This window comes from Litoreibacter ponti, from assembly GCF_003054285.1.
Lineage (GTDB): Bacteria > Pseudomonadota > Alphaproteobacteria > Rhodobacterales > Rhodobacteraceae > Litoreibacter > Litoreibacter ponti.
The window spans coordinates 106,503-127,067 of record NZ_QBKS01000002.1 but is presented as its reverse complement, the minus strand read 5'-3'; the positions used below and the strand labels follow the sequence as shown (position 1 = coordinate 127,067).

Genomic DNA, 20,565 nt, shown 5'->3' with positions numbered 1-20,565 from the left:
CCCGACGAAAGGCGCGCCTGTGTTAAGGAATTGTTTGCTTTCTTGCGCACAGAGTCGGGAACGGACAATGGAGTAGCTGGGCATGGCACATGTCGTCGACATTCACGTGGGCAAACGCCTGCGTCATCAAAGATGGCTCGTCGGCATGACCCAGTCCGAGCTGGCCGATGCGCTGGGCATCCGGTTTCAGCAGATCCAGAAATACGAGACGGGCGCGAACCGCATCAGCGCCTCGCGTCTTTGGGATATCGCGCAGGCCATGGATGTCCCGGTATCATACTTCTTTGATGGGCTGGACGAGGCGGAAGGCGCACCGGACGGGGCGGCCAGCTTCGTGCGCGCCGCGCCAGCTACGCCGCGCCGCGCGCCTGAGCAGAGCGCGGACGCTTGATCCCGCGCGCCCCGCGCGTCACAAGAGAACGTGGTGCAGCGGAGGCGGAGCATGGGAGAGATCGACAAGACGGAACTGGTGGCGCTCACCCACCGGCTGGCCGATGCCGCCCGTGGCGAGACACTGCGCTATTTCCGGAGCTCCGGGCTTGATACCAGCTCCAAGGAGGCGGACCGGTTTGATCCCGTCACCGTGGCAGACCGCGCGGCCGAGAAGGCGATGCGCGATATCCTGGACCGCGAGCGGCCGCAGGACGCGATCCTGGGCGAGGAATACGGCACCAAACAGGGCAGCTCTGGCCTGACATGGGTGCTTGACCCGATCGACGGCACGCGCGGCTACATCTCGGGCACGCCCACATGGGGCACGCTGGTCGGATTGCACGACGGCACGCGGGTGATCCTTGGGCTGATCGACCAGCCCTATATCGGCGAGCGCTTTCTCGGGGGTCTGGGACAGGCCAGCTTCAAAGGTCCGCATAGTGACGGGCCCTTGCAAGTATCGGGCTGCAAAACGCTGGCGGATGCCACGATCTTTACCACCTTCCCCGAAGTGGGCACCGCCACGCAGGCAGCCGCGTTCCGTGAGGTCGCAGAGACCTGTCGGCTGACGCGCTACGGCATGGATTGCTACGCGTATGCTTTATTGGCAGCGGGCCAGATTGATCTGGTGATCGAGGCGGGGCTCGCACCCTACGATATCCAAGGCCCCATCGGCGTCGTCGAGGCCGCCGGGGGCGTGGTCACCGACTGGCAGGGCGCGCCCGCGGATCAGGGGGGCACGGCGGTGGCCGCTGCCTCGCCCGAAATGCACGCCGCGGTACTTGAAATTCTGGCCCGTCATGTCTGAGCTGCTGATCCGCGGGGCACACACGATCCTGACTATGAACGACGCGCGCCAAGAGCTTGCGGATGCGGACATTCGGGTGCGCGATGGTGTCATTGTGGGCGTCGGTCATGGGCTCGAGAGCACCGGCACCACCATCAACGCAGCGGGCTGCGTCGTCACACCCGGCTTGGTTAACACCCATCACCATCTCTACCAGACGCTGACACGCGCGGTGCCCGGCGGGCAGGACGCGCTTCTATTTGGCTGGCTGCAGACGCTCTATCCAATTTGGGCGCGGTTCGGGCCGGAGGAGATCTTTACCTCGGCCAAGGTCGGGTTGGCGGAGCTGGCACTGTCGGGCTGCACGATGACCTCGGATCATCTTTATCTTTATCCCGGTGGCGCGACCCTTGATGACACGATTGCCGCGGCGGGCGAGGTCGGCCTGCGCTTTCACGCGACACGCGGCTCCATGTCCATTGGCGAGAGCGGCGGTGGCCTGCCGCCCGATGATCTGGTCGAAGATGAGCGCGCAATTCTCGACGATTGCATCCGGCTGGTGGACCGGTTCCATGATGACAGCGCAGGTGCGATGGTGCGGGTGGGCCTCGCGCCATGTTCGCCCTTCTCGGTGTCGCGCGACCTGATGCGTGAAACGGCCCTTCTGGCGCGCGACAAGGGCGTGATGCTCCACACTCATCTGGCAGAGAATGACGAAGACATCGCCTACTCGCTGGAGACCTTCGGCTGCCGCCCCGGACAATACGCCGAAGATCTGGGCTGGGTCGGGGATGACGTCTGGCACGCCCATTGCGTCAAGCTGGATGGCCGCGAGATTGATTTGTTCGCGCGCACCAAGACCGGCGTGGCCCATTGCCCGTGCTCCAATTGCCGGCTCGGCTCGGGCATCGCTCCGGTGCGGGCGATGCGCGATGCGGGCGTGCCGGTCGGCCTGGGCGTCGATGGCTCGGCCTCGAATGACGCGGGCAATCTGGTGGCGGAGGCCCGGCAGACGATGCTGTTGCAGCGCGTCGCACGCGGGGCAGATGCGATGGCCGCGCGCGAGGCGCTCGAAATTGCGACCCGCGGCGGCGCACAAGTGCTGGGTCGTGGCGGCGAATGTGGGCAGCTGCGCGAGGGCTACCGCGCCGATATCGCGATCTGGGATGTCAGCGGCATCGAGAGCGCGGGGTCATGGGATCCTGCCGCCTTGCTGCTGGCTGGTCCGACCCGCGTGCGGGATCTGATTGTCGAAGGCCGCGTGGTGATCCGCGACGGCCAATTTGAAACGCTCGACCTGTCGGCGACAATCGCGCGCCAAAACGCGCTGGCCGGGAAGCTGGCCGAAAGCCTGTAGGAGAGCTGCGATGCGGATGTTCCTTGGTACAGTTCTACTCACGGTCCTTCTGGGGTGTACGCCAGAGGAGCCTGTCGTCACAGTGCCAGTCGCCACGCAGGGCGAACTCGGCGCTTTGCTGAACGCGGAGCGGACGGCGCGAGGGCTTCCGCCGCTTGCGCGCGACGCGCGGCTCGTTGCGGCAGCTCAGGCGCATGCCACGGATATGGCGCGCACGGGTCGGTTCAGCCACACCGGCAGCGGTGGCTCGCAAGTGTCTGACCGGGTGCAGGCGCAAGGCTTTGGGTATTGCTACGTCGCCGAAAACATCGCCCAAGGCCAGCCGAGCGCTGCCGCGGCCATGGCGTCCTGGATGGCAAGCCCGGGGCATCGCCGCAATAACCTGTCGCGTGAGGCGCGGGCGTTCGGGGCCGCCCGGGGACCCGGAAATCACTGGGTTCTGGTCTTCGGCCGCGACGGGTGCTGAGCAGTCCCTCGCTCAGGCCGGCACAGTCCGTCCACGCAGGAGCCAGATCGCAAGGCCGATCACGATAAGCTCTAGCGCAAGCTCGGCGAGGATGCCGACGGACCAGACACCGAAGACCGCAAGCCAAAGCAGCCGTGTCGCCGCGACACAAGCGAGCAACAACGCCACGAACCGAATGATGCCCGTCTCAGTCAGCCCGACATAGCGCGGCGCGGCCAACGCCAGACCGATTGCCAGCTCTCCGCCGCCCAAGATCGCGGCAAGGCTGGCAGCACCAACCGGGCTGGCAAAATCGAGGCCGTAGAGGCTGGCAAACCGGGCGGGCGCGAAGATCGAGATCAGACCGATCATTAGGAAGGCAATTGCCAGAATGCGCCGATACGCCGTCAATCCAGACATGGTCTACCTCCTACCCACACGGCCGAAATGGCCCGATCGTCGCCCATCATGATGGTTGGGAAGACGGCCTCCCAGATATCGTTTGCACGGGCGGCGCGTTGGGCAATAGCAGCTGTGGAGTGCAGGTCAAGCACCACGAGATCGGCCTCCATTCCCGGTGCAAGATTGCCGATTTTATCTCTCAAATGGAGAACGTCCGCCGAACCGCAGGTCGCCAGCCACATCAGCTGCGACGGATGCAGCGCGGTGCCCCGCAACTGGCTGAGCTCGTAGGCGGCGGCCATGGTGCGCAGCATCGAGAAAGACGATCCGCCGCCGGTGTCTGTGGCAAGCCCCACGCGATGGCCTGCGGATTTGAGGCGAGCGGTCTCGAACAGGCCAGAGCCGATGAAGGTGTTGGACGTGGGGCAGTGCACAAGGCCCGCGCCGACCTCCTTGATCCGGGCTTCCTCGCGCTCGGTCAGGTGGATCGCATGGCCGTAAAGGGCGCGGGTGCCAAGCAGGCCGTGGGCCTCGTAGGTGTCGAGATAGTCCCGCGCGGTGGGGAAAAGGTCGTGCACCCATGCGATCTCCTCGACTTGCTCGGAGATGTGGGTCTGCATCAGGCAATCGGTATGCTCGGCCCAGAGCGCGCCGAGTGCCTCAAGTTGCTCCGGAGTTGACGTGGGCGAAAAGCGCGGCGTGATCACATAGCCGAGCCTGTCGCGACCATGCCATGTCTCAAGCAACGCCTTGCTGTCGTCATAGGCACTTTGCGCCGTATCGCGCAGATCGTCGGGCGCGTTGCGATCCATGCAGGTTTTGCCCGTGAGCGCGCGCAGGCCGCGGCGCTGGGCCTCTGTGAAGTAGGCGTCGACACTTTCGGGGTGGATCGTCGCATAGCTGACGGAAGTCGTCGTGCCATGGGCGAGCGCGAGATCGAAATAGCGCGCGGCAATCTCCTGTGCGTAGGCGCGATCACCGAAACGGGCTTCTTCGGGGAAGGTGTAATCATTGAGCCAGTCGATCAGTCGCTTGCCCCAGCTCGCGATCATCGCGGTCTGCGGGTAGTGCATATGGGCATCGATGAAGCCTGCCGTGATCAGCTTTTCGCCGTAGTCGTGCACCTGTGCGCCCGCCGGGCGCTGGATTGTGTCGGCGGGGCCCGTGGAAGTGATCACGCCGTCTTCGACCACGACCGCACCACGGGTCTCGTGGCGCGGGGCACCCGGGTCATTGAACGGGTCGCCGTCGAAGCTAAGTGTCTGGCCCAGCAGGATATGGCTCTTTGCAGTCATCGCTTCCATCTAGCGTGCGGACGGCGCGAAGGGAATTGCAGATTGCGGCTATATCCTTGCCGTTCGACAGGTTATCAGGGACGCATCACGCCCTTTGCTGAGAGGTTTGCCGCCCATGTCTGATCAAGCGCCAGAACAGCAGGCTCCGGAGCAAGGTGACGAGGGATACGCGCTGGAGCGCGGCCTGACGGACAAGGTGCTTGACGCGATCGACGCGATGGAAGCGCGCACGCTCGACACGCTACTCGAGCCGCTGCACCCCGCCGACATTGCCGACCTCTTGGAACAGATCGGCGGGCCTGAGCGCCGGGCGCTGCTGTCGCTCTGGTCCATGGGCATCGACGGCGAAATCCTGTCGGAGCTGGATGAAAACCTGCGCGAAGAGGTGATCGGCTACCTGCCCGAGGGTGTGCTGACCGAAGCGGTGCGGGAGCTGGAATCTGATGATGTCGTCGACCTTGTCGAGGACATGGAAGAGGCTCAGCAGCAGGCCATTCTCGACGTGCTGGAAGATGCCGACCGGGCCGCGGTCGAGCAGGCGCTGAGCTATCCGGAGTTCTCCGCCGGGCGTCTGATGCAGCGCGAGCTGGTCGTGGCGCCGGAGGATTGGAACGTGGGCCAGGCCATCGATTTCCTGCGGGCCGAAGACGATCTGCCGGAGCAGTTCTATCACATCATTCTGGTCGACCCGGTCTATCACCCCACGGGCTACGTGACCTTGGGCAAGCTGCTTGGCGCGCCGCGCCAGACCAAGCTTCGCACTCTGACGGAGGACAGCTTCCGCGCAATCCCGGTGACCCAGCCTGAGTCCGAAGTCGCCTACGCGTTCAACCAATACCATCTGATCTCGGCCCCCGTAGTGGACGAGGACAACCGGCTGGTGGGGGTGATCACGATTGACGACGCCATGGTCGTGCTGGACGAAGAGGCGGAGGAAGACATCCTGCGCCTCGCGGGCGTTAGCGGCGAGGAAAGCCTGTCGGACCGGACGCTCGATACCGTGCGACAGCGCTTCCCGTGGCTGGCGGTGAACCTTGCGACCGCGATCCTGGCCTCGCTGGTGATTGCGCAGTTCGAGGAAATTCTGGCGCAAGTCGTGGCCTTGGCGGTGCTGATGCCGATTGTGGCCTCGATGGGCGGCAACGCGGGCACGCAAAGCCTGACGGTGGCGGTGCGTGCCATCGCGACGCGGGATCTGACCGGGTCCAACCTATGGCGCGTCGTTCGGCGGGAGACCGTGGCAGGCATGTTGAACGGTGCGATCTTTGCCGTGATCATGGGGGTTATCGGCATATTGTGGTTTGGCACGCCTGCGTTGGGATTGGTGATCGCCGTGGCGATGGTGGTCAACCTGATGGTGGCCGCCTTGGCTGGGATCCTGGTGCCTGTGGTGTTAGACAAGCTGGGCGTCGACCCCGCGCTGGCCTCGGGCGCGTTTGTGACGACGGTGACGGATGTGGTGGGCTTCTTCGCCTTCCTGGGACTGGCGGCGGCGCTGCTGGTCTAGCCCTTTGGCATCTCGAGCGTCAGGGTGCGCCCGCCCTTGGTGTATTTCAGCTGACCCTCGCCGATGGCCGCGACCCGGCCGCCATCGACCCGATCCCCGACGGAGACTTTCTTAAAGCGGCCATTGGGCATGCGCACGAGCGCGCGGCGGTTTGACGAGGTGCCGAAGACCCCGACGAGGGCCACGCGCCCCAGCGAGATCGCGTTGTTGTCTGTCGCCGCCCGCGCGACGGAGGCGCGGGTGGTGCCGGTCGGTGACGCGCGGCTGGCGCGCGCGACCGCGGGGCCGGTGGCGCGAGCGACACTGGCGGTGGAGGCCGCAGCGGCCGGGGCAGGGGCGGCCTCTCTCGCGCGCGCCACGACACGGGCGAAATTGCGCGGTCGAGCACCGGGCCGTGTGGAGCGGGCAACCGCTTGCGCCGTGGGGCGATCCAGTTCGGCCTGTGCGGCGGCCTCAGCCGCGGCGCGCGCTTCGGCTTCTTGCACGCCTGCTTCAGCCTCGGCCAAAGCACGGGCGATAGCTTCGTCGCGGGCCTGCTCGATGGCCGATTGCGGGCGCGGTTCAGGCCGGATGCGCGCAAGCTCTGCGGTGGATCGCCCACCCTGATTTGCGCGCTCGAAGCGCTCCTGCAGATCCTCGGGGCGCAGCGCGGGACGGATGACTGCAAGACGCGGGTCAACTACGACAGCCGCGGTCTCCGCCTCGACCAGATCGGTCTCGGGATCGGTCGCCGGCTCCACTTCGGCGGCGTCTTCCGGCGGCGTCTCAACCAATGGTGCAGGTCCGGGGCGCGGCACCGCTGCAACAGGTGGTGGGCCGGTGAAGACAAGTACGCCGTCCGGGTTCAGCGCGCCTTCGGGCGATGGGCGCACGAGGCCGCGCTCATCGAGGCTGAACAGGATGTCTGCCGGGGGCGGCGTCGCGGTCAGCGTGGGGGCTCGTTGGGCATCGGGATCGAAGCGGGCAAGGGCCGGCGCGTCCTCGAATGCAAGCTCCGGATCGAGCGTGTTCTCGTAGAGCGTGTCGAGATCCAGTTCAACCTGTGGTTGGCGCTGCGCGGGCGGCAGCTGCCAGATGCCGGAGACGGCGTATGCGGTTTCTGCGTCGGTTTCCGACATGACCAAGGGCGCAGGCTGTTCCGGCTCGGGTGTCTCGGCCTCCGCGATTTCCTCTGGGGCAGGAACGATGAAGGACGGGACGTCGGGCTCGGCAATGGGTGAGAATTCCTCGACCGCCTCGGGCGTGGCCGGGGGAGGCGGCGCGATGGCGATCTCGGTTTCCTGCGGCGTGTCGCGCCCGAAGAGCCGGGCCACCTCATCTGGCAGCAAATAGGACGAGAACACCGCGAACAACAGCAACACGACGATCAGGATGCCGGTGAGGATCAGTCCCAGAAAGCGCGGCTTTCCCGCGGCTTGGCGTGCGGCAAGCTCGGCAATCGGGTCGGGCTTGTCGGCGGACGGCATGACCGGCGGCACGGTCTTCTTGCGCTTCTTGAGCGCCGCAATCCCGGCCCCCATGCGCGACGGGGATTTCTTGGCGGGTTTGGCCGCCTCGGCGACATAAGGCGGCGTGGCGGGTGGAATGATCGGCGGCGCGGGTTTCGATTTTGCGGCCTCACCGGTCTTGATCCGGGGCTCGATGCGGGGCGGCGTCTTGGACTTCTTGCTTTTCGTCGTCTCGTCGGTGGGGATCGCAATCCGCGGCGCGCGGGAGGTGACGCGTTCGCCGGGCGTGTCCGTCGCGGGCCCAAGCACCGGACGGCGGCGCGATGAGAAAGCCGCGGGAGGCGTTTCCCCGGGCGGGCTCTCGACCGATGCGGTCTCAAGATCGGGCTCCTCGTCGGCCGATGCTTCTTCGGCGGGCGGTGCCGTGTCTGGGACCGCTGGCTCTGGTTCGACCTCGGTCGCCGCCTCTATCTCTGCAGGCGCGGGCTCCATTGCCGCTTCGGGCTCGGTCGCATCCTCTTCCGCGATCACAGGCTCTTCGGCGTCCAAGAGTTCGGGCGCGACAGGCTCGGTGGTCTCGTTCTCTTCAGCCGTGGCTTCCATGTCCGCCAAGACAGGCATTGCCTCCTCGGCCGAGATGATCCGGATCGGCTCCGGGTCGGGGTCGAAATCCGCCCCGCTCGAGGGCATCGCACCAAGGTTCGGCTCGCCGCTGAAATGCCCCGGCTCTGGAATTGCGGTGAAGCCCACCGGATTGAAATCGTAGGGGCCGATGAAACCTTCGGCCTCGGCCAAGGTTTCGCGGGCCACGGCCACGACCTGCACCTGAGGCGGCGCGCCGGAGATGTCGTAGCTCAGCTCGTCGACGGAATAGGGCGTGCGGTCTTCCAACGCAGTCACGACATCGGCGCTGAGATCGCCCTCGATGGTGATGTCGGCATACAGAAGCTGGGAGGGCGGCAGGATCAGTTTTGTGGCGAAATCCGACCCTTCGATGGCCGCGGCCGTCTCGCGCAAAGCGGTCAGCTCCGCACCCAGATCGGCGGCGTCGAGGGACACCCGACCCACTTCGACCCATCCCGCGCCATTGGCTGCACGATGCAGCAAGGCAATGCCGTCCTCGGACATGTTCAGGGCGAAATTTGGCATCATCGCGCGCGGGGCCACTTCGTCAGTTATCTTGATGCCAGGCGCGAAGCTCCTGACACGCAAAGGATATCGCAGAACCGCCCGGGAAGAAAGTTAAACCGCCCCGGACCGGCCGGGGCGGCTGACGGCTTAAGTGCAGGCCTTGGTGAGCGCCTGGTCAAGATCGGCGATCAGGTCTTTCACGTCCTCGGTCCCGATGGAGACGCGGACCACATTGGGCGCGGCACCGGCGGCCTCTTGCTGCTCGGCGGTGAGCTGGCGGTGGGTAGTCGACGCGGAGTGGATGATCAGCGAGCGCGTGTCACCCAGATTGGCCACGTGAGAGAAGATCTCGAGGCTGTCGACGAGCTTCACGCAGGCCTCGTAGCCGCCTTTGACCGCGAAGGTGAACAGCCCGCCCGCGCCGCGCGGGCAGACGGTCTTGGTGCGCTCGTAATAGGGCGAGGATTTCAGCCCGGCATAGGTCACGAAGTCGACCCGGTCGTCCTTCTCCAGCCACTCGGCGATCTTCTCGGCGTTCTCGACATGGCGCTCCATGCGCAAAGACAGCGTCTCGCAGCCCATCAGCGTGTAATGCGCGGCCTGCGGGTTCATCGTCATGCCCAGGTCGCGCAGCCCCACGGCGATGCTGTGGAAGGTGAAAGCCAGCGGGCCGAAGGTCTCGGCGAATTTCAGGCCGTGATAGGCGGGCTCGGGCTCGGACATCGACGGGAACTTGTCGGAGGCCTGCCAGTCGAACTTGCCGCTATCGACAACGCAGCCGCCGGTCACTGTGCCGTTGCCGGTCAGGTATTTCGTGGTCGAGTGCACCACCAGCGTCGCGCCATGCTCGATCGGGCGGCAGAGGTAGGGCGTGGCGGTGGTGTTGTCGATGATCAACGGCACGCCCGCCTCATCGGCGATGTCGGCAATGGCGCGCACATCCATGATGTAGCCACCGGGGTTGGCGATGGCCTCGCCAAAGACTGCGCGGGTCTTGTCGTCGATCGCGGCCTTGACCGCCTTGGTGTCGTCCATGTCGACGAACTTGGCTTCCCAGCCGAAGCGCTTGATCGTTTGGCTGAACTGCGTGACCGTGCCGCCATAAAGCCGGGTGGAGACCACGACATTGCAGCCCGGTTGCATCAGCGGGAAGAGCGCCATGATCTGCGCCGCGTGGCCGGACGAGCAACACACCGCGCCGACGCCACCTTCCAGCGTTGCGATGCGTTCCTGCAGCACGGCCACCGTGGGATTGGTCAGGCGCGAATAGATGTAGCCCACCTCTTGCAGGTTAAACAGCGCCGCCGCGTGCTCCGCGTCGCGAAACACGTAAGCCGTGGTCTGATAGATCGGCGTCTGCCGCGCGCCTGTGGCAGGGTCGGGGCGGGCGCCTGCGTGGATTTGCAGCGTGTCGAAGCCGTAGCTTTCGGTGTCGGACATGGAGGTCTCCCTTATTTCGTTGCGCGGACATTAGAGGCTTGGCAGGCGGGCCACAATGCTGTGAAAGTCATGTTCATGTTGACCCCGTTTCATCTCGCCTATCACGTCACCGATCTGGACGAGACCCGTGCCTTCTATGGCGGCGTCCTCGGCTGTACCGAGGGTCGCTCAACCGACACCTGGGTCGATTTCGACTTCTTCGGGCATCAACTGTCGCTGCATCTGGGCACGCCTTTTGAGAACGCATTGACAGGCAAGGTGGGCGATCACATGGTGCCCATGCCCCATCTGGGGCTCGTTCTGGGCTACGATGACTGGCGCGCTCTGGCCGACCGGTTGGAGGCCGCGGGTACGGATTGGGTCCTGGCCCCTTCGGTCCGGTTTGAGGGCGCGCCCGGCGAGCAATGGACCATGTTCTTTCGTGACCCGTCGGGTAACCCGATCGAGATCAAGGGCTTCCGCGACCTCAAGGGTGTCTTCGCGCATTAATCTCCATTTGGTCGGAAATACTCTGGTGGGGTGCCCGTGCGGCGGGAGGTGAAACCTCCCAAGAGCACAAATAGATCGCGCGCGCGTCAGCGCACGATTGGATCACAGCCGCGACGAGATCACGCCGGTGTTGAAGCCGCCCATCCGCAGCTCGCCAAATAGCCGCTGGTATTCGATCTTCGGGCAGCGATCCTGAATGACGGTGATCCCTTGCGCCTCCGCCCTCGCGGCGGCTTGCTCATGGGTGACCCCGATCTGCATCCAGATGGTCCGCAGGTCCGGCAGGGAATCTAGCGCCTCGTCCACAATGCCCGGCACAGCCTCTGGACGGCGGAAGATATCAACCATATCGACCTTTGCCCCGTTCGGAACGTCCGACAGGCTGGCCGCAATGGGTTGGCCGAACAGCATCTTGCCCACGTGGCCCGGGTTCACGCCAATCACGGTGAAGCCTTTCAGGCTGAGATAGCGCGCGACGTAGTAGCTTGGCCGCACCGGGTTCATCGATACACCGACGCAGGCGACGACCTTTGTGGTCTGGAGTATCTTTTTGAGATGCGCATCGGTGTAATCCATGGCGCATATATGCAAGGGAGCGAGCGGTAGGGAAAGAAAAAAGCGCCCATGGCGGGGGGGCCACGGGCGCTAAGTCGCGGAACGAGGGACAGTGAAAATAGGCGCTGCAGTTCCGGTGCTGCGCCTGTACACATGAGATGGGTGTGCCAAGCCGCAGTTTCCAGCTGTCTTACAAACTTGTGAACAGGCCCGAGCGGCCCCTGTCAGTCGAAGATATCCTCGATCTCGTCCCAGACCTCTTCAAGCGCCTTGCGCCAGAAGGGCTTTCGCTTCTTGTATTTGCGCGGCTTCTCGTAGCGCGCCTGCTCTGCACGGTAGGGTGTGGGCCGCGGTGCGGGCTTGGCACCCTTGCGCTTCGGGGCCGCTGGCTCGGGCGATTTGAGCCATTTCATCTCATGAAGCGGTGCGCCGCACGACCCGCAGGCCAGCTCATGGCCGTCGCGCGCAGTGGGCTTCAACATCGTGCGCGCGCTGCAATAGCAGCAAGTGGCGAGTTTGATCTGCGGGCGCATGGGCGGTGTCCTTCAGCTGGGCTTGCCCACAGCATATAGGGCCACGGCCGCCGCATTTGAAACGTTGAGCGAGCCGAATTGACCCGCCGGGTCGATCCGGGCGAGTGCGTCGCAGGTTTCCTTGGTCTTGTCGCGCAGGCCGGGCCCCTCGGCCCCAAGGACAAGCGCGATCGGCTGGTCTTGCGCCAGATCAGCCAGCGTGCCTTCTCCGATCGCATCGACCCCGACCATTAGGTAGCCCATCTCCTTGAGGGCCTCCATCGTGGTCGCAAGGTTCTTGATGCGCAGATAGGGCTGCCGCTCCAACGCGCCGGACGCCGTTTTGGCCAGCGCGCCGGTCTCTGGCGCCGAATGGCGATGGGGCGCGATCACGGCGCGCGCGCCGAAGACTTCCGCCGAGCGCAGGATCGCGCCCACGTTATGCGGGTCCGTCACACGGTCCAGCAGAATCACGCGGGCATTTTGCCCCCGTGGTGCGCAGAGGTCGGTCAGGTTGCCCCAATCGAGCGGTTTGACCTCCAAGGCCGCACCCTGGTGCACGGATTGCGGATCAATCGGCGCTGCGAATTTGCGCGGATCAGAGATTTCCGCCGTCATGCCAGAGGCGGCAATCGCGTCGGCCAATCGGTCATGGGCGTTCTTGGTGACCACCAGCCGCAGGCGCTCGCGCATCGGATTGACGAGCGCGTCGCGCACGGCGTGAATGCCGAACAGCCACACGGTCTCGGCGGCGGCAGCGCGCCTGTCGCGCTCTTTCTGGATGACCCAGGTGGGTTTTTTCTGCTTCATGCGGGCGTCTAGATCATCTGGCGCACAAAAGCGCAAGTTGCGGGGAGTTTTGATATTGACGGGGCTTGGCCCGGCTTATATCCCACCCGCCAGTGGGCGACAGGCCGCAAGGTGTGGCAGGGGACTGTAACTCCCTCGCGGAGACGCACGCCTGGTTCGATTCCAGGGTCGCCCACCACTTTCCCTCTCAGTTGATCTGCACCTCGGCGCGCGTGTAGCTTTGCTCCAGCGTCGTTCCGTCATCGAACAGCAGGTTGATGGTCACGTTCTGCAAACTGTCGAGCGGGGCTACGGCATAGGGCAGATGGTTTTCCATTTTCAGCGCCATCGGCGAGGCCTCGCCGTGGTAGCATGGCTCCCCCTCCCACACCTGCAGATCGCCGCCATTGTAGGAAAAGCGGATCTGCTCGATCCCACAGCGATAGGTGAGTAGCGTCGTCATGTAGAGCAGGTCCTGACCCTCGTAGGGCCTGATCGCGATCCATTGCGGGCGGATCAGCTCCAGGATCGGCTTCACCCCGGCGGAGGTGGTGAAATCATTCGCCATAGCGGGCAAAGGCAGGGCGAGAGCACAGGCGAAAATCAAGGCACGCATATCAAGTCTCCGGGCGGCAATGCGGCCAGTATCGGCCCGCTGCGTCCTTTAGGCAAACTTTTCGCAAATCCTCACCCGGGGCGACTTCCGAGGGCGCAGGTTTCGCCCTATGGTCGCGCCGAGGTTTGAGAGACCAGAGCAGATGGCAAAGACCAAAAAGACGAAGCCCGTGACCAGCGACCGGTTCAACATCATGATGGTGGGCCAGGGCGGACGGCTGCAATACGAGGCGCTGATCGCGGTGGCCTCGCTGCGCCACACTAACCCGGATTTCAAAGGCCGCGTGATCATCGCGGAGCCGCAGAAGAACCACCGCTGGGACAGTAATCCCGCGATCAACAACGCGGAGGTGCGCGCGGCACTCGAGGCGCTCGGTGCCGAGATCGTGCCGTTCGAGAACGAGGTCTTCGGCTGCGGCTACCCCTATGGCAACAAGATCGAAGGTCTGAAAGCCCTGCCCGAGGGCGAGCCGTTTCTGTTTCTGGATACCGACACGTTGATCACGGGCGATCTGTCCCGCGTGCCGTTCGATTTCGCGCGGCCCACCGCGTCGATGAAGCGCGAAAATACCTGGCCGAGCCAAGAGCTGTACGGCCCGACCTACAGCCAGATCTGGAGCTCGCTTTATGACAAGTTCGGGCTGGATTTCGACAGCTCGCAGGACAAGAGCCAGCCGGAGGAGTACTGGCGGCGGTATCTCTACTTCAACGCCGGGTTCTTCTATTACCAATGCCCCAAGAAATTCGGGGACCGGTTCTTGGAATATGCCCGCGCGATCCGCGACGAGCCACCGGAAGAGCTTGTGTGTCAGGAGATGCGGCCTTGGCTGGACCAAGTCGCACTGCCGCTGGTGATCCACAGCCTTGGCGGGGGGCGGGTGCCGGAGGTGTCCGACCTGATGGACCACGACGTGACCTGCCATTACCGCGTGCTGCCGCTGCTTTATGCGCGGGAGCGGGACGCGGTGGTCGAGATTTTGGAAGAGGTCTGCGCGCCGAACAAGCTGAAAAAAGTGCTCAAGCAATATGAGCCGATCCGCCGGATGATCTACCAGAACAAGGGCGAGAAGGCCCGGGCGATGTTTGATCGCGAAAACCTGCCGCGCCGAGAACAGGCGCTGCGCAACCAGCTCAAACGCGCCAAGCTTTGGCTGCGCTAGGCGCGGTTTGACGCGATGACGTGGGCCACAGCCCCCAGCATGAAGAGACCCGCCGCGACGCCAAGGCCCGATGGGCCTGCAGTGGCCAGCACGAGCCCGCCCGCGGCGGAGCCCGCTGCCGCGCCCACATAGATGGAGGCGGCGTTGAGGGCGAGCACGACCGAGGCGGCCTCGGGTGCGCGGGCGATCAGGCGGGACTGCTGCGACGCCATGAAGGACCAGCCGACCACGGACCACAGCGCAATGATGGCGAAGACCACCCAAGGCGGCATCGGCAGGAAGGAAAAGGCGGGCATGATCGCGGCCTGCCCGATGGCGACCAGCAAAAGCGTGCGGGCGGGGCCGAGCTTGTCGGCCAGAATGCCGCCCAGGATGTTGCCCACCACCGCGCCTGCGCCGAAGATCAGCAGGGCCAGCGTGATGCCGTCACGTCCGAAGCCCATCAGGTCTTCCAGCATCGGTGCGAGATAGGTGAAAACGACGTAGATCGCGCCCAGAAAGGATGCGGTGAACAGGATCGCGAGCATCAGCGGGCCGTTCTTCATCACCTGCGCAAGGTCGGACAGTTTGGTGGCTTGGAAGCTCAGGCCCTTGGGGACGCGCATCCAGACCAACGCGATGCAGGGCAGGGCAAGGGCCACGACCAGCCAGAAGGCCCATCGCCAGCCGAAGGTGTAGGCGATGTAGCTTCCTGCGGGCACGCCTACGACTTGGGCCAGCGTCAGGCCGAAGAACACCGCCGCGAGCACCCTCCCGCGCGTGGCCTCGGAGCTGAGCCCGGCGGCGGTGGCGGCGGCGACCGGGGTGAAGAGGCCCGCACCTGCGGCAGCAAAAAGACGCGACAGGTTCAGGCCCAGTGTCGAGCTCGAGACGGCGGCAAGCGCCGCGCCGAGCGCGAACAGACAGAGCCCTGCTGCCAGCACCCGCCGGCGGCCGATCGCGCCCGTCATTGCCACCAGCAGCGGCGACAGGATCGCGTAGGCGATGGCGTAGACCGTCATGATCTGGCCCGCCGTTGCGGCGGAAATGTCGAGCGACGTGGCGATCGGTGTGAGCATCCCCACGACCAGAAACGCGCCCATGCCAATGACAAAGTTCGAGGCCGACAGGACCGGGATCAGCAATGGGTCGCTTTTCGCGTCGCTCAACGGGCGGCTTTCTCGGCGAGGCCGGATTGCCCGGTGCGTGCGGCGAGGGTCTCCATCACATCTGCCAGTTTCACATCGCGCGCGGCGAGCAGGACCAGCAGGTGGTAGAGCACATCCGCCGCCTCGGCGGTCAGGTTCTCGGTGTCGCCCTTGGTGGCGGCGATGATCGCTTCGATCGCTTCTTCACCGAATTTCTCGGCGCATTTCTCAGGGCCCTTGGCGAGCAGTTTGGCCGTCCAGGAGCTGTCCGGGTCCGCAGATTTGCGCGACTGGATGATGGCGTCGAGATCGTCAAGAGTCATGCGCCGAGCCTCATGTTCAAGCCCGCCTCGGCCATATGGGCCTTGGCCTGGGCAATTGTGAAGTCGCCGAAGTGGAAGATGGACGCCGCCAGCACGGCGTCCGCGCCGCCCCTGGTCACGCCCTCGACCAAGTGGTCGAGATTGCCGACGCCGCCCGAGGCGATCACCGGCACTGACACCGCGTCGGATATCGCACGGGTGAGCGGGAGGTTGTAGCCGTCGCGGGTGCCGTCCCGGTCCATGGAGGTCAACAGGATCTCGCCCGCGCCCTTGTCCACCACGAGCTTGGCGAACTCCACGGCGTCGATCCCCGTAGGTTTGCGCCCGCCTGCGGTGAACAGCTCCCACTTGCCGGGGGAGACGGTCTTGGCGTCCAAGGCCACGACGATGCATTGTGATCCGAACCTATCAGCAGCCTCGCGCACCACATCGGGGTTCGCCACGGCGGCTGAGTTGAAGCTGACCTTGTCGGCGCCTGCGAGCAGCAGCTTGCGCACGTCCTCGTGGGTGCGGACGCCGCCTCCGACGGTCAGCGGGATATAGCAAGCCTCCGCCGTGCGGGTGACGACGTCGAACATGGTGCCGCGGTTCTCATGGGTCGCGTTGATGTCGAGAAAGCACAGCTCGTCCGCGCCCGCCGCGTCATAGGCTTTCGCGGCCTCGACCGGGTCGCCCGCATCGCGCAGCCCTACGAAGTTGACGCCCTTGACCACACGGCCGTCCTTGACGTCGAGACAGGGAATGATGCGGGTCTTCAGCATAGTGTCGGTCCTTTGTTGGCCGCGGGTTTAGCGGCAATTGCCTGCCGATGCCAGAGACGTGACTGGACCTCCGGGGGCGGACGCGGCGTTATGGCCGCGTATTCATGAACAAACGGAGAATTTCGATGAAACGTTTCCTGCTTGCCACTGCGCTGACCTTTGGAGTTGCCATGCCCGCCGCCGCCGATCTTGTGACCGTGAAAACCGAGAAATCCGTGGCCGAGGCGATGGATGCATTGGAGGCCGCTGTTGGCAATGCAGGCGCGACCGTGTTCGCGCGGGTGGACCACCAAAAAGGCGCGTCCTCGGTCGATCTGGAGATGCCCGCGGCGCAAACACTGATCTTCGGCAATCCCAAGCTGGGCACGCCCGCCATGCAGGCCGACCTGCGTGCGTCGCTCTACCTGCCGTTGAAAGTGGCGATCTACGAGGGCGAGGAAGGGACCGTCATCACCTATGAAGACCCGGCCGACATGCTTGGCGATCTGGACATCCCTGCGGATGCGCAATTCATCAAGATGATGCAGGGCGCGCTGGGCAAGCTGACGGGCGCCGCGGCGGGCTAGGCCGCCATCGGCGTCTGCGCTTGGGCCACGCGGGTCAGCGCGTTGCGCGCAATCAGAATGTGAAACGGCATGATGGCGGCAAGGTAGGCCTTGCCGCCTATGTTGTGCGTGTGGACCCAAGTGGCCAGCGTGATCTGGCCCTGATGGGCCATGACCGAGACGCGGAAATCGAGATGGCGGTCGTTGAAGCCCGCAATGACCTCTCCCGCGTCGCTGTGCTCCACCGGGAACGGGCCCAGCTTGTCGGCGGCATCGGGTCCATCATTGTCGAGCCCGAAGGGCGAGGTCAGCAACCCGCGGACCACCAGCAGCTTGCCGACCCAGGATGGGAATTCGGTGATGATCTCTGCCGCCGTGCGGGCATCAAGCGGGCTTGGCACCCCATAGCAATCTAGGAAATCGCCGGAGCGGTTGTATGCGTGCAACTTGCTATGGGCGGGCAGGGCGGTTGTGCGGACATCGGGTGACAGCATGAAGCATCTCCTTCATGTGGAGATTACGCCTGTCGCCGCAAAACACCCTGCGCCATGACGGCGCAGGGGATCAGGACTTGAGCACTGTGAGCGCTTCCGCCAGATCGATTGCCCCGTCATAAAGCGCGCGGCCGGAGATTGCGCCGTCCAGCGGCGCGCCGGTGTCCTTGAGCGCGCGTAGATCGTCCAGCGAGGACACGCCACCTGATGCGATAATCGGGATCGAGACTGCGCGGGCGAGCTTCGCCGTCGCCTCGACATTGGGGCCCTGCATGGCGCCATCGCGGTTGATGTCGGTGTAGATCAGGGCCGCGACGCCCGCGTCTTCGAATTGGCGGGCCAGCGCGGTGACCTCGATGTCGGTCTCCTCCGCCCAGCCGCGGGTCGCGACCATGCCGTCGCGGGCGTCCAGCCCGATGGCCACATGGCCGGGGAAGGCGCGCGCGGCTTCGCGCACGAGATCCGGGTTTTCGACCGCAACGGTCCCAAGGATGACCCGCGCGAGGCCCTTGTCGAGCCATGTCTCGATTGTCTTCATATCGCGGATGCCGCCGCCAAGTTGTGCAGGCACCGAGGTTTGCGAAAGGATTGCCTCGACCGCCGCGCCATTGACCGGCTCGCCCGCAAAAGCGCCATTGAGATCAACGAGATGCAGCCATTCGCAGCCTGCGTCCTGAAACGCACGCGCCTGCGCGGCCGGGTTGTCGTTGAACACCGTCGCCTGATCCATCTCGCCCTTGTAGAGCCGCACGCAATTGCCGTCCTTGAGGTCGATGGCGGGGTAGAGGATCATGGCAGGTGGCCTTCTTTTGGGATCGGTGCGCGTCCCTATTCCACATCCGCGCCGCGACGTCACGCTTGATTTGCGGATGCGATTTCGCACGATATCTCTCATGTTTTTTGGGAGGACACTATGAAAGCTTTGAAACTCGCTGCTGTGCTGGCGTTTGGATTGACGGCCCCCGCGCTGGCCGACCCGGCCCTGGGCGTCTGGAAGACCCAGGTTGATGACGGCGCCTACGCGCATGTGACGATGGGCAAATGCGGCGCGAATGTCTGCGGTACGATCTCGCGCACCTTCAACGCCTCGGGCGAGTACAAATCCGAAAATATCGGCAAGCAGATCGTGCGCTCGATGAAGCCCGTGGGCGGCGGCAAGTACGAAGGCAAGGTTTGGCGCCCGTCGAACAACAAGATCTACATCGGCAAAATCGATCTGGCTGGCAACAGCCTGAAACTGGCCGGGTGCATCGCCGGGGGCTTGCTCTGCTCCAAGCAGACCTGGACCCGCATCAAGTAAGCGCAAAACATTGCAGATTTAACGGAAGGCCGGGAGTAATTCCGGCCTTTTTCATGTGGATTCACCATTTCTTATCGGGTTGTCCCGCAGATTGTTTCCAAAGCACGCACGATTGCAATTGGCTCGGGAGAATGCGGTGAAACTTGTCATGATTTTTGTGGGGATGGGTCTTCTGATTATGGGATGTTCGCCCATTGATATGGCGATCCCGCTGGCCGGGGCTGATGGCTGGATGCAGGTGCTTGCCGATAGCGACGCCAAGGGCCTGCCGGTGCTGGCCCTGAACTGGTAGCCGCTAGGGCGCCCATGTCAGGAAGTTCGCGATCATGCGCAGACCGGTGGTCTGGCTCTTTTCCGGATGGAACTGGGTTCCGATCATTGTGTCACGCCCGACGATCGCGGTGATCTCTCCGCCGTAGTCCACATGGGCGAGGCGGTGCGCCAAATCGGCCACCATGAAATGATAAGAATGCACGAAATAGGCATGATCGCCGGTCTTGATCCCGTCGAGCACCGGGTGCGCGACTTGCGCCTGTGAGAGGACCAAATCGTTCCAGCCCATATGGGGCACCTTGAGGCTGCGGTCAGAGGGCGTGATCTTCACGATCTCGCCGCCGATCCAGTCGAAGCCGGGGGTGTCGACATATTCGCGTCCGACGCTTGCGAGCATCTGCATCCCCACGCAAATGCCCATGAAGGGCCGCGCCTTGGTGATGGCGGCCTCTTCAATCGCCTCGTAGAGCGCCGCGCGATCCCGGGTCAGCGCATTGCGGCAGGCGGGAAAGGCACCATCTCCCGGCAGCACGATGCGATCCGCCCGCGCAACATCCTCCGGGCGCGAGGTAACCAGCACCTCGCCGCCTCCGACCTCGGCCGACATCCGCTGGAACGCCTTCTCCGCCGAGTGCAGATTACCGCTGTCATAGTCGATCAGGACCGTGAGCATGCTCAGAGCGCACCCTTGGTCGAGGGGATTGCATCCGATTTGCGCGGGTCAACCTCCACCGCCTCGCGCAGCGCGCGGGCGACGGCCTTGAATGCGGCCTCGACGATGTGGTGGCTGTTGAAGCCGTGCAGCTGGTCGATATGCAGCGTGATGCCGCCATGGGTCGCGAAGGCCTGGAAGAATTCGCGCACCAGTTCGGTGTCGAATGCGCCGATCTTGGCGGTCGGTATGTCGAGTGCGCAGACCAGGAAGGGCCGCCCGGACAGGTCGAGCGCGCACCGCACCTGCGCGTCATCCATAGGCAGGTGGCATGCGCCATAGCGGCGGATCCCGCGCTTGTCGCCAAGCGCCTGCGACAGCGCCTGACCAAGCGCGATGCCGGTATCCTCGACCGTATGGTGGTCGTCGATATGCAGATCACCGGTCGCGCGCACAGTCATGTCGACCAACGCGTGGCGCGCCAGTTGATCGAGCATATGGTCGAAGAACCCGACGCCTGTCTGGTTGTCGTAAGTTCCTGTGCCGTCGAGGTTTATCTCGACGGTGATGTCGGTCTCGGCGGTGGTGCGGGTGATCTTGGCGGTCCGCATTGCGGCTCTCCGTCTTGTGGCGTCGCGGGCTTATAGGCCGGGGCGGGGGCTGCGCCAAGGGGGCTGGCGCGCGCGCCGTGGCGATGTGACATGACAACGGCACCCGCAGAGCTGC

General features: G+C 64.5%; 25 protein-coding genes and 1 tRNA gene. 11 read left to right on the top strand and 15 right to left on the bottom strand.

Annotation, left to right across the window (positions count from 1 at the left end):
- The first annotated feature begins 82 nt into the window (after positions 1–82).
- Genes C8N43_RS14505 through C8N43_RS14490 form a run of 4 tightly spaced genes read left to right on the top strand, consistent with a single transcriptional unit; the run spans position 83 to position 3,042 of the window.
- On the top strand, positions 83–391 hold the full coding sequence (locus C8N43_RS14505) for a helix-turn-helix domain-containing protein (RefSeq protein ID WP_107846491.1): 309 nt from the start codon (positions 83–85) through the stop codon (positions 389–391).
- A gap of 51 nt (positions 392–442) precedes the next feature.
- Positions 443–1,240, top strand: a complete 798-nt coding sequence (hisN, locus tag C8N43_RS14500) for a histidinol-phosphatase (protein WP_107846490.1) — start codon at positions 443–445, stop codon at positions 1,238–1,240.
- The gene (locus tag C8N43_RS14495) at positions 1,233–2,576 is read left to right on the top strand and encodes an 8-oxoguanine deaminase (RefSeq protein ID WP_107846489.1); all 1,344 of its coding nucleotides are present in this window, start codon (positions 1,233–1,235) and stop codon (positions 2,574–2,576) included. The genes hisN and C8N43_RS14495 overlap by 8 nt, the downstream gene beginning before the upstream one ends.
- A gap of 10 nt (positions 2,577–2,586) precedes the next feature.
- A complete protein-coding gene (locus C8N43_RS14490) occupies positions 2,587–3,042 on the top strand; it encodes a CAP domain-containing protein (protein WP_107846488.1) in 456 nt (151 codons plus the stop codon).
- Positions 3,043–3,054: 12 nt separating this feature from the next.
- On the opposite strand, the gene C8N43_RS14485 is transcribed toward C8N43_RS14490, so the two are convergent.
- Together C8N43_RS14485 and guaD are read right to left on the bottom strand one after the other, a co-directional pair.
- On the bottom strand, positions 3,055–3,441 hold the full coding sequence (locus C8N43_RS14485; protein ID WP_107846487.1) for a hypothetical protein: 387 nt from the start codon (positions 3,439–3,441) through the stop codon (positions 3,055–3,057).
- Positions 3,429–4,718: a guanine deaminase gene (gene guaD / locus C8N43_RS14480; protein WP_170114427.1), complete on the bottom strand. Its 1,290-nt coding sequence runs from the start codon at positions 4,716–4,718 to the stop codon at positions 3,429–3,431. Before guaD ends, C8N43_RS14485 begins: the two co-directional genes overlap by 13 nt.
- A gap of 115 nt (positions 4,719–4,833) precedes the next feature.
- On the opposite strand from guaD, the gene mgtE reads away from it, so the two are divergent.
- Positions 4,834–6,225, top strand: a complete 1,392-nt coding sequence (gene mgtE / locus C8N43_RS14475) for a magnesium transporter (protein ID WP_107846485.1) — start codon at positions 4,834–4,836, stop codon at positions 6,223–6,225.
- Here mgtE and C8N43_RS14470 read toward each other — a convergent pair.
- Entirely contained in the window at positions 6,222–8,840 is a 2,619-nt protein-coding gene (locus C8N43_RS14470; protein ID WP_107846484.1) for a hypothetical protein, read from the bottom strand. The genes mgtE and C8N43_RS14470 overlap by 4 nt on opposite strands.
- 111 nt (positions 8,841–8,951) lie before the next feature.
- Positions 8,952–10,244: an O-acetylhomoserine aminocarboxypropyltransferase/cysteine synthase family protein gene (locus C8N43_RS14465; protein WP_107846483.1), complete on the bottom strand. Its 1,293-nt coding sequence runs from the start codon at positions 10,242–10,244 to the stop codon at positions 8,952–8,954.
- A 75-nt stretch (positions 10,245–10,319) separates the two neighbouring features.
- Here C8N43_RS14465 and C8N43_RS14460 point away from each other — a divergent pair, with 75 nt between their 5' ends.
- Entirely contained in the window at positions 10,320–10,733 is a 414-nt protein-coding gene (locus C8N43_RS14460) for a VOC family protein (RefSeq protein WP_107847263.1), read from the top strand.
- A gap of 102 nt (positions 10,734–10,835) precedes the next feature.
- Here C8N43_RS14460 and C8N43_RS14455 read toward each other — a convergent pair whose 3' ends face one another.
- The 3 genes from C8N43_RS14455 to rlmB all read right to left on the bottom strand — a co-directional run bounded on the left by C8N43_RS14455 (position 10,836) and on the right by rlmB (position 12,610).
- Positions 10,836–11,309 (bottom strand): CoA-binding protein, encoded by a 474-nt coding sequence (locus C8N43_RS14455; RefSeq protein ID WP_107846482.1) that lies wholly within the window; start codon positions 11,307–11,309, stop codon positions 10,836–10,838.
- Between the two features lie 203 nt (positions 11,310–11,512).
- Positions 11,513–11,821 (bottom strand): hypothetical protein, encoded by a 309-nt coding sequence (locus C8N43_RS14450; RefSeq protein WP_107846481.1) that lies wholly within the window; start codon positions 11,819–11,821, stop codon positions 11,513–11,515.
- 12 nt (positions 11,822–11,833) lie between these two features.
- Entirely contained in the window at positions 11,834–12,610 is a 777-nt protein-coding gene (gene rlmB, locus C8N43_RS14445) for a 23S rRNA (guanosine(2251)-2'-O)-methyltransferase RlmB (protein ID WP_107846480.1), read from the bottom strand.
- A gap of 94 nt (positions 12,611–12,704) precedes the next feature.
- Here rlmB and C8N43_RS19645 point away from each other — a divergent pair.
- Positions 12,705–12,788 (top strand) — tRNA-Tyr (locus tag C8N43_RS19645).
- A gap of 9 nt (positions 12,789–12,797) precedes the next feature.
- Here C8N43_RS19645 and C8N43_RS14440 read toward each other — a convergent pair.
- Positions 12,798–13,205, bottom strand: coding sequence for a hypothetical protein (locus C8N43_RS14440; RefSeq protein WP_107846479.1), 408 nt, complete (start codon positions 13,203–13,205; stop codon positions 12,798–12,800).
- A gap of 142 nt (positions 13,206–13,347) precedes the next feature.
- On the opposite strand from C8N43_RS14440, the gene C8N43_RS14435 reads away from it, so the two are divergent.
- On the top strand, positions 13,348–14,364 hold the full coding sequence (locus C8N43_RS14435; protein WP_245913037.1) for a hypothetical protein: 1,017 nt from the start codon (positions 13,348–13,350) through the stop codon (positions 14,362–14,364).
- Here the strand turns inward: C8N43_RS14435 and C8N43_RS14430 are convergent.
- From C8N43_RS14430 to hisF, 3 genes are read right to left on the bottom strand one after another with little or no spacing between them, the layout of a single operon-like run.
- Entirely contained in the window at positions 14,361–15,512 is a 1,152-nt protein-coding gene (locus tag C8N43_RS14430) for an MFS transporter (RefSeq protein WP_107846478.1), read from the bottom strand. The genes C8N43_RS14435 and C8N43_RS14430 overlap by 4 nt on opposite strands.
- Positions 15,509–15,814: a phosphoribosyl-ATP diphosphatase gene (locus tag C8N43_RS14425; protein WP_107846477.1), complete on the bottom strand. Its 306-nt coding sequence runs from the start codon at positions 15,812–15,814 to the stop codon at positions 15,509–15,511. Before C8N43_RS14425 ends, C8N43_RS14430 begins: the two co-directional genes overlap by 4 nt.
- The gene (gene hisF / locus C8N43_RS14420) at positions 15,811–16,575 is read right to left on the bottom strand and encodes an imidazole glycerol phosphate synthase subunit HisF (RefSeq protein ID WP_107846476.1); all 765 of its coding nucleotides are present in this window, start codon (positions 16,573–16,575) and stop codon (positions 15,811–15,813) included. The genes C8N43_RS14425 and hisF overlap by 4 nt, the downstream gene beginning before the upstream one ends.
- A 125-nt stretch (positions 16,576–16,700) precedes the next feature.
- Between hisF and C8N43_RS14415 the strand changes: the two genes are divergently transcribed.
- Positions 16,701–17,141, top strand: a complete 441-nt coding sequence (locus C8N43_RS14415; protein ID WP_107846475.1) for a DUF302 domain-containing protein — start codon at positions 16,701–16,703, stop codon at positions 17,139–17,141.
- Here the strand turns inward: C8N43_RS14415 and C8N43_RS14410 are convergent.
- Together C8N43_RS14410 and hisA are read right to left on the bottom strand one after the other, a co-directional pair.
- Positions 17,138–17,614, bottom strand: coding sequence for a DUF2867 domain-containing protein (locus tag C8N43_RS14410; RefSeq protein ID WP_107846474.1), 477 nt, complete (start codon positions 17,612–17,614; stop codon positions 17,138–17,140). The genes C8N43_RS14415 and C8N43_RS14410 overlap by 4 nt on opposite strands.
- Before the next feature lie 70 nt (positions 17,615–17,684).
- Positions 17,685–18,407, bottom strand: a complete 723-nt coding sequence (gene hisA / locus C8N43_RS14405; RefSeq protein ID WP_107846473.1) for a 1-(5-phosphoribosyl)-5-[(5-phosphoribosylamino)methylideneamino]imidazole-4-carboxamide isomerase — start codon at positions 18,405–18,407, stop codon at positions 17,685–17,687.
- 120 nt (positions 18,408–18,527) lie between these two features.
- Between hisA and C8N43_RS14400 the strand changes: the two genes are divergently transcribed.
- Together C8N43_RS14400 and C8N43_RS19640 are read left to right on the top strand one after the other, a co-directional pair.
- Positions 18,528–18,914: a DUF2147 domain-containing protein gene (locus C8N43_RS14400; RefSeq protein ID WP_107846472.1), complete on the top strand. Its 387-nt coding sequence runs from the start codon at positions 18,528–18,530 to the stop codon at positions 18,912–18,914.
- Between the two features lie 136 nt (positions 18,915–19,050).
- On the top strand, positions 19,051–19,206 hold the full coding sequence (locus C8N43_RS19640) for a hypothetical protein (protein ID WP_158269990.1): 156 nt from the start codon (positions 19,051–19,053) through the stop codon (positions 19,204–19,206).
- A 3-nt stretch (positions 19,207–19,209) separates the two neighbouring features.
- Here the strand turns inward: C8N43_RS19640 and hisH are convergent, their stop codons facing one another.
- Together hisH and hisB are read right to left on the bottom strand one after the other, a co-directional pair.
- A complete protein-coding gene (hisH, locus tag C8N43_RS14390) occupies positions 19,210–19,860 on the bottom strand; it encodes an imidazole glycerol phosphate synthase subunit HisH (RefSeq protein ID WP_107846470.1) in 651 nt (216 codons plus the stop codon).
- 2 nt (positions 19,861–19,862) lie between these two features.
- Complete coding sequence (gene hisB, locus C8N43_RS14385; RefSeq protein WP_107846469.1) at positions 19,863–20,450, bottom strand: imidazoleglycerol-phosphate dehydratase HisB; 588 nt, start codon at positions 20,448–20,450, stop codon at positions 19,863–19,865.
- Positions 20,451–20,565: the final 115 nt, after the last annotated feature.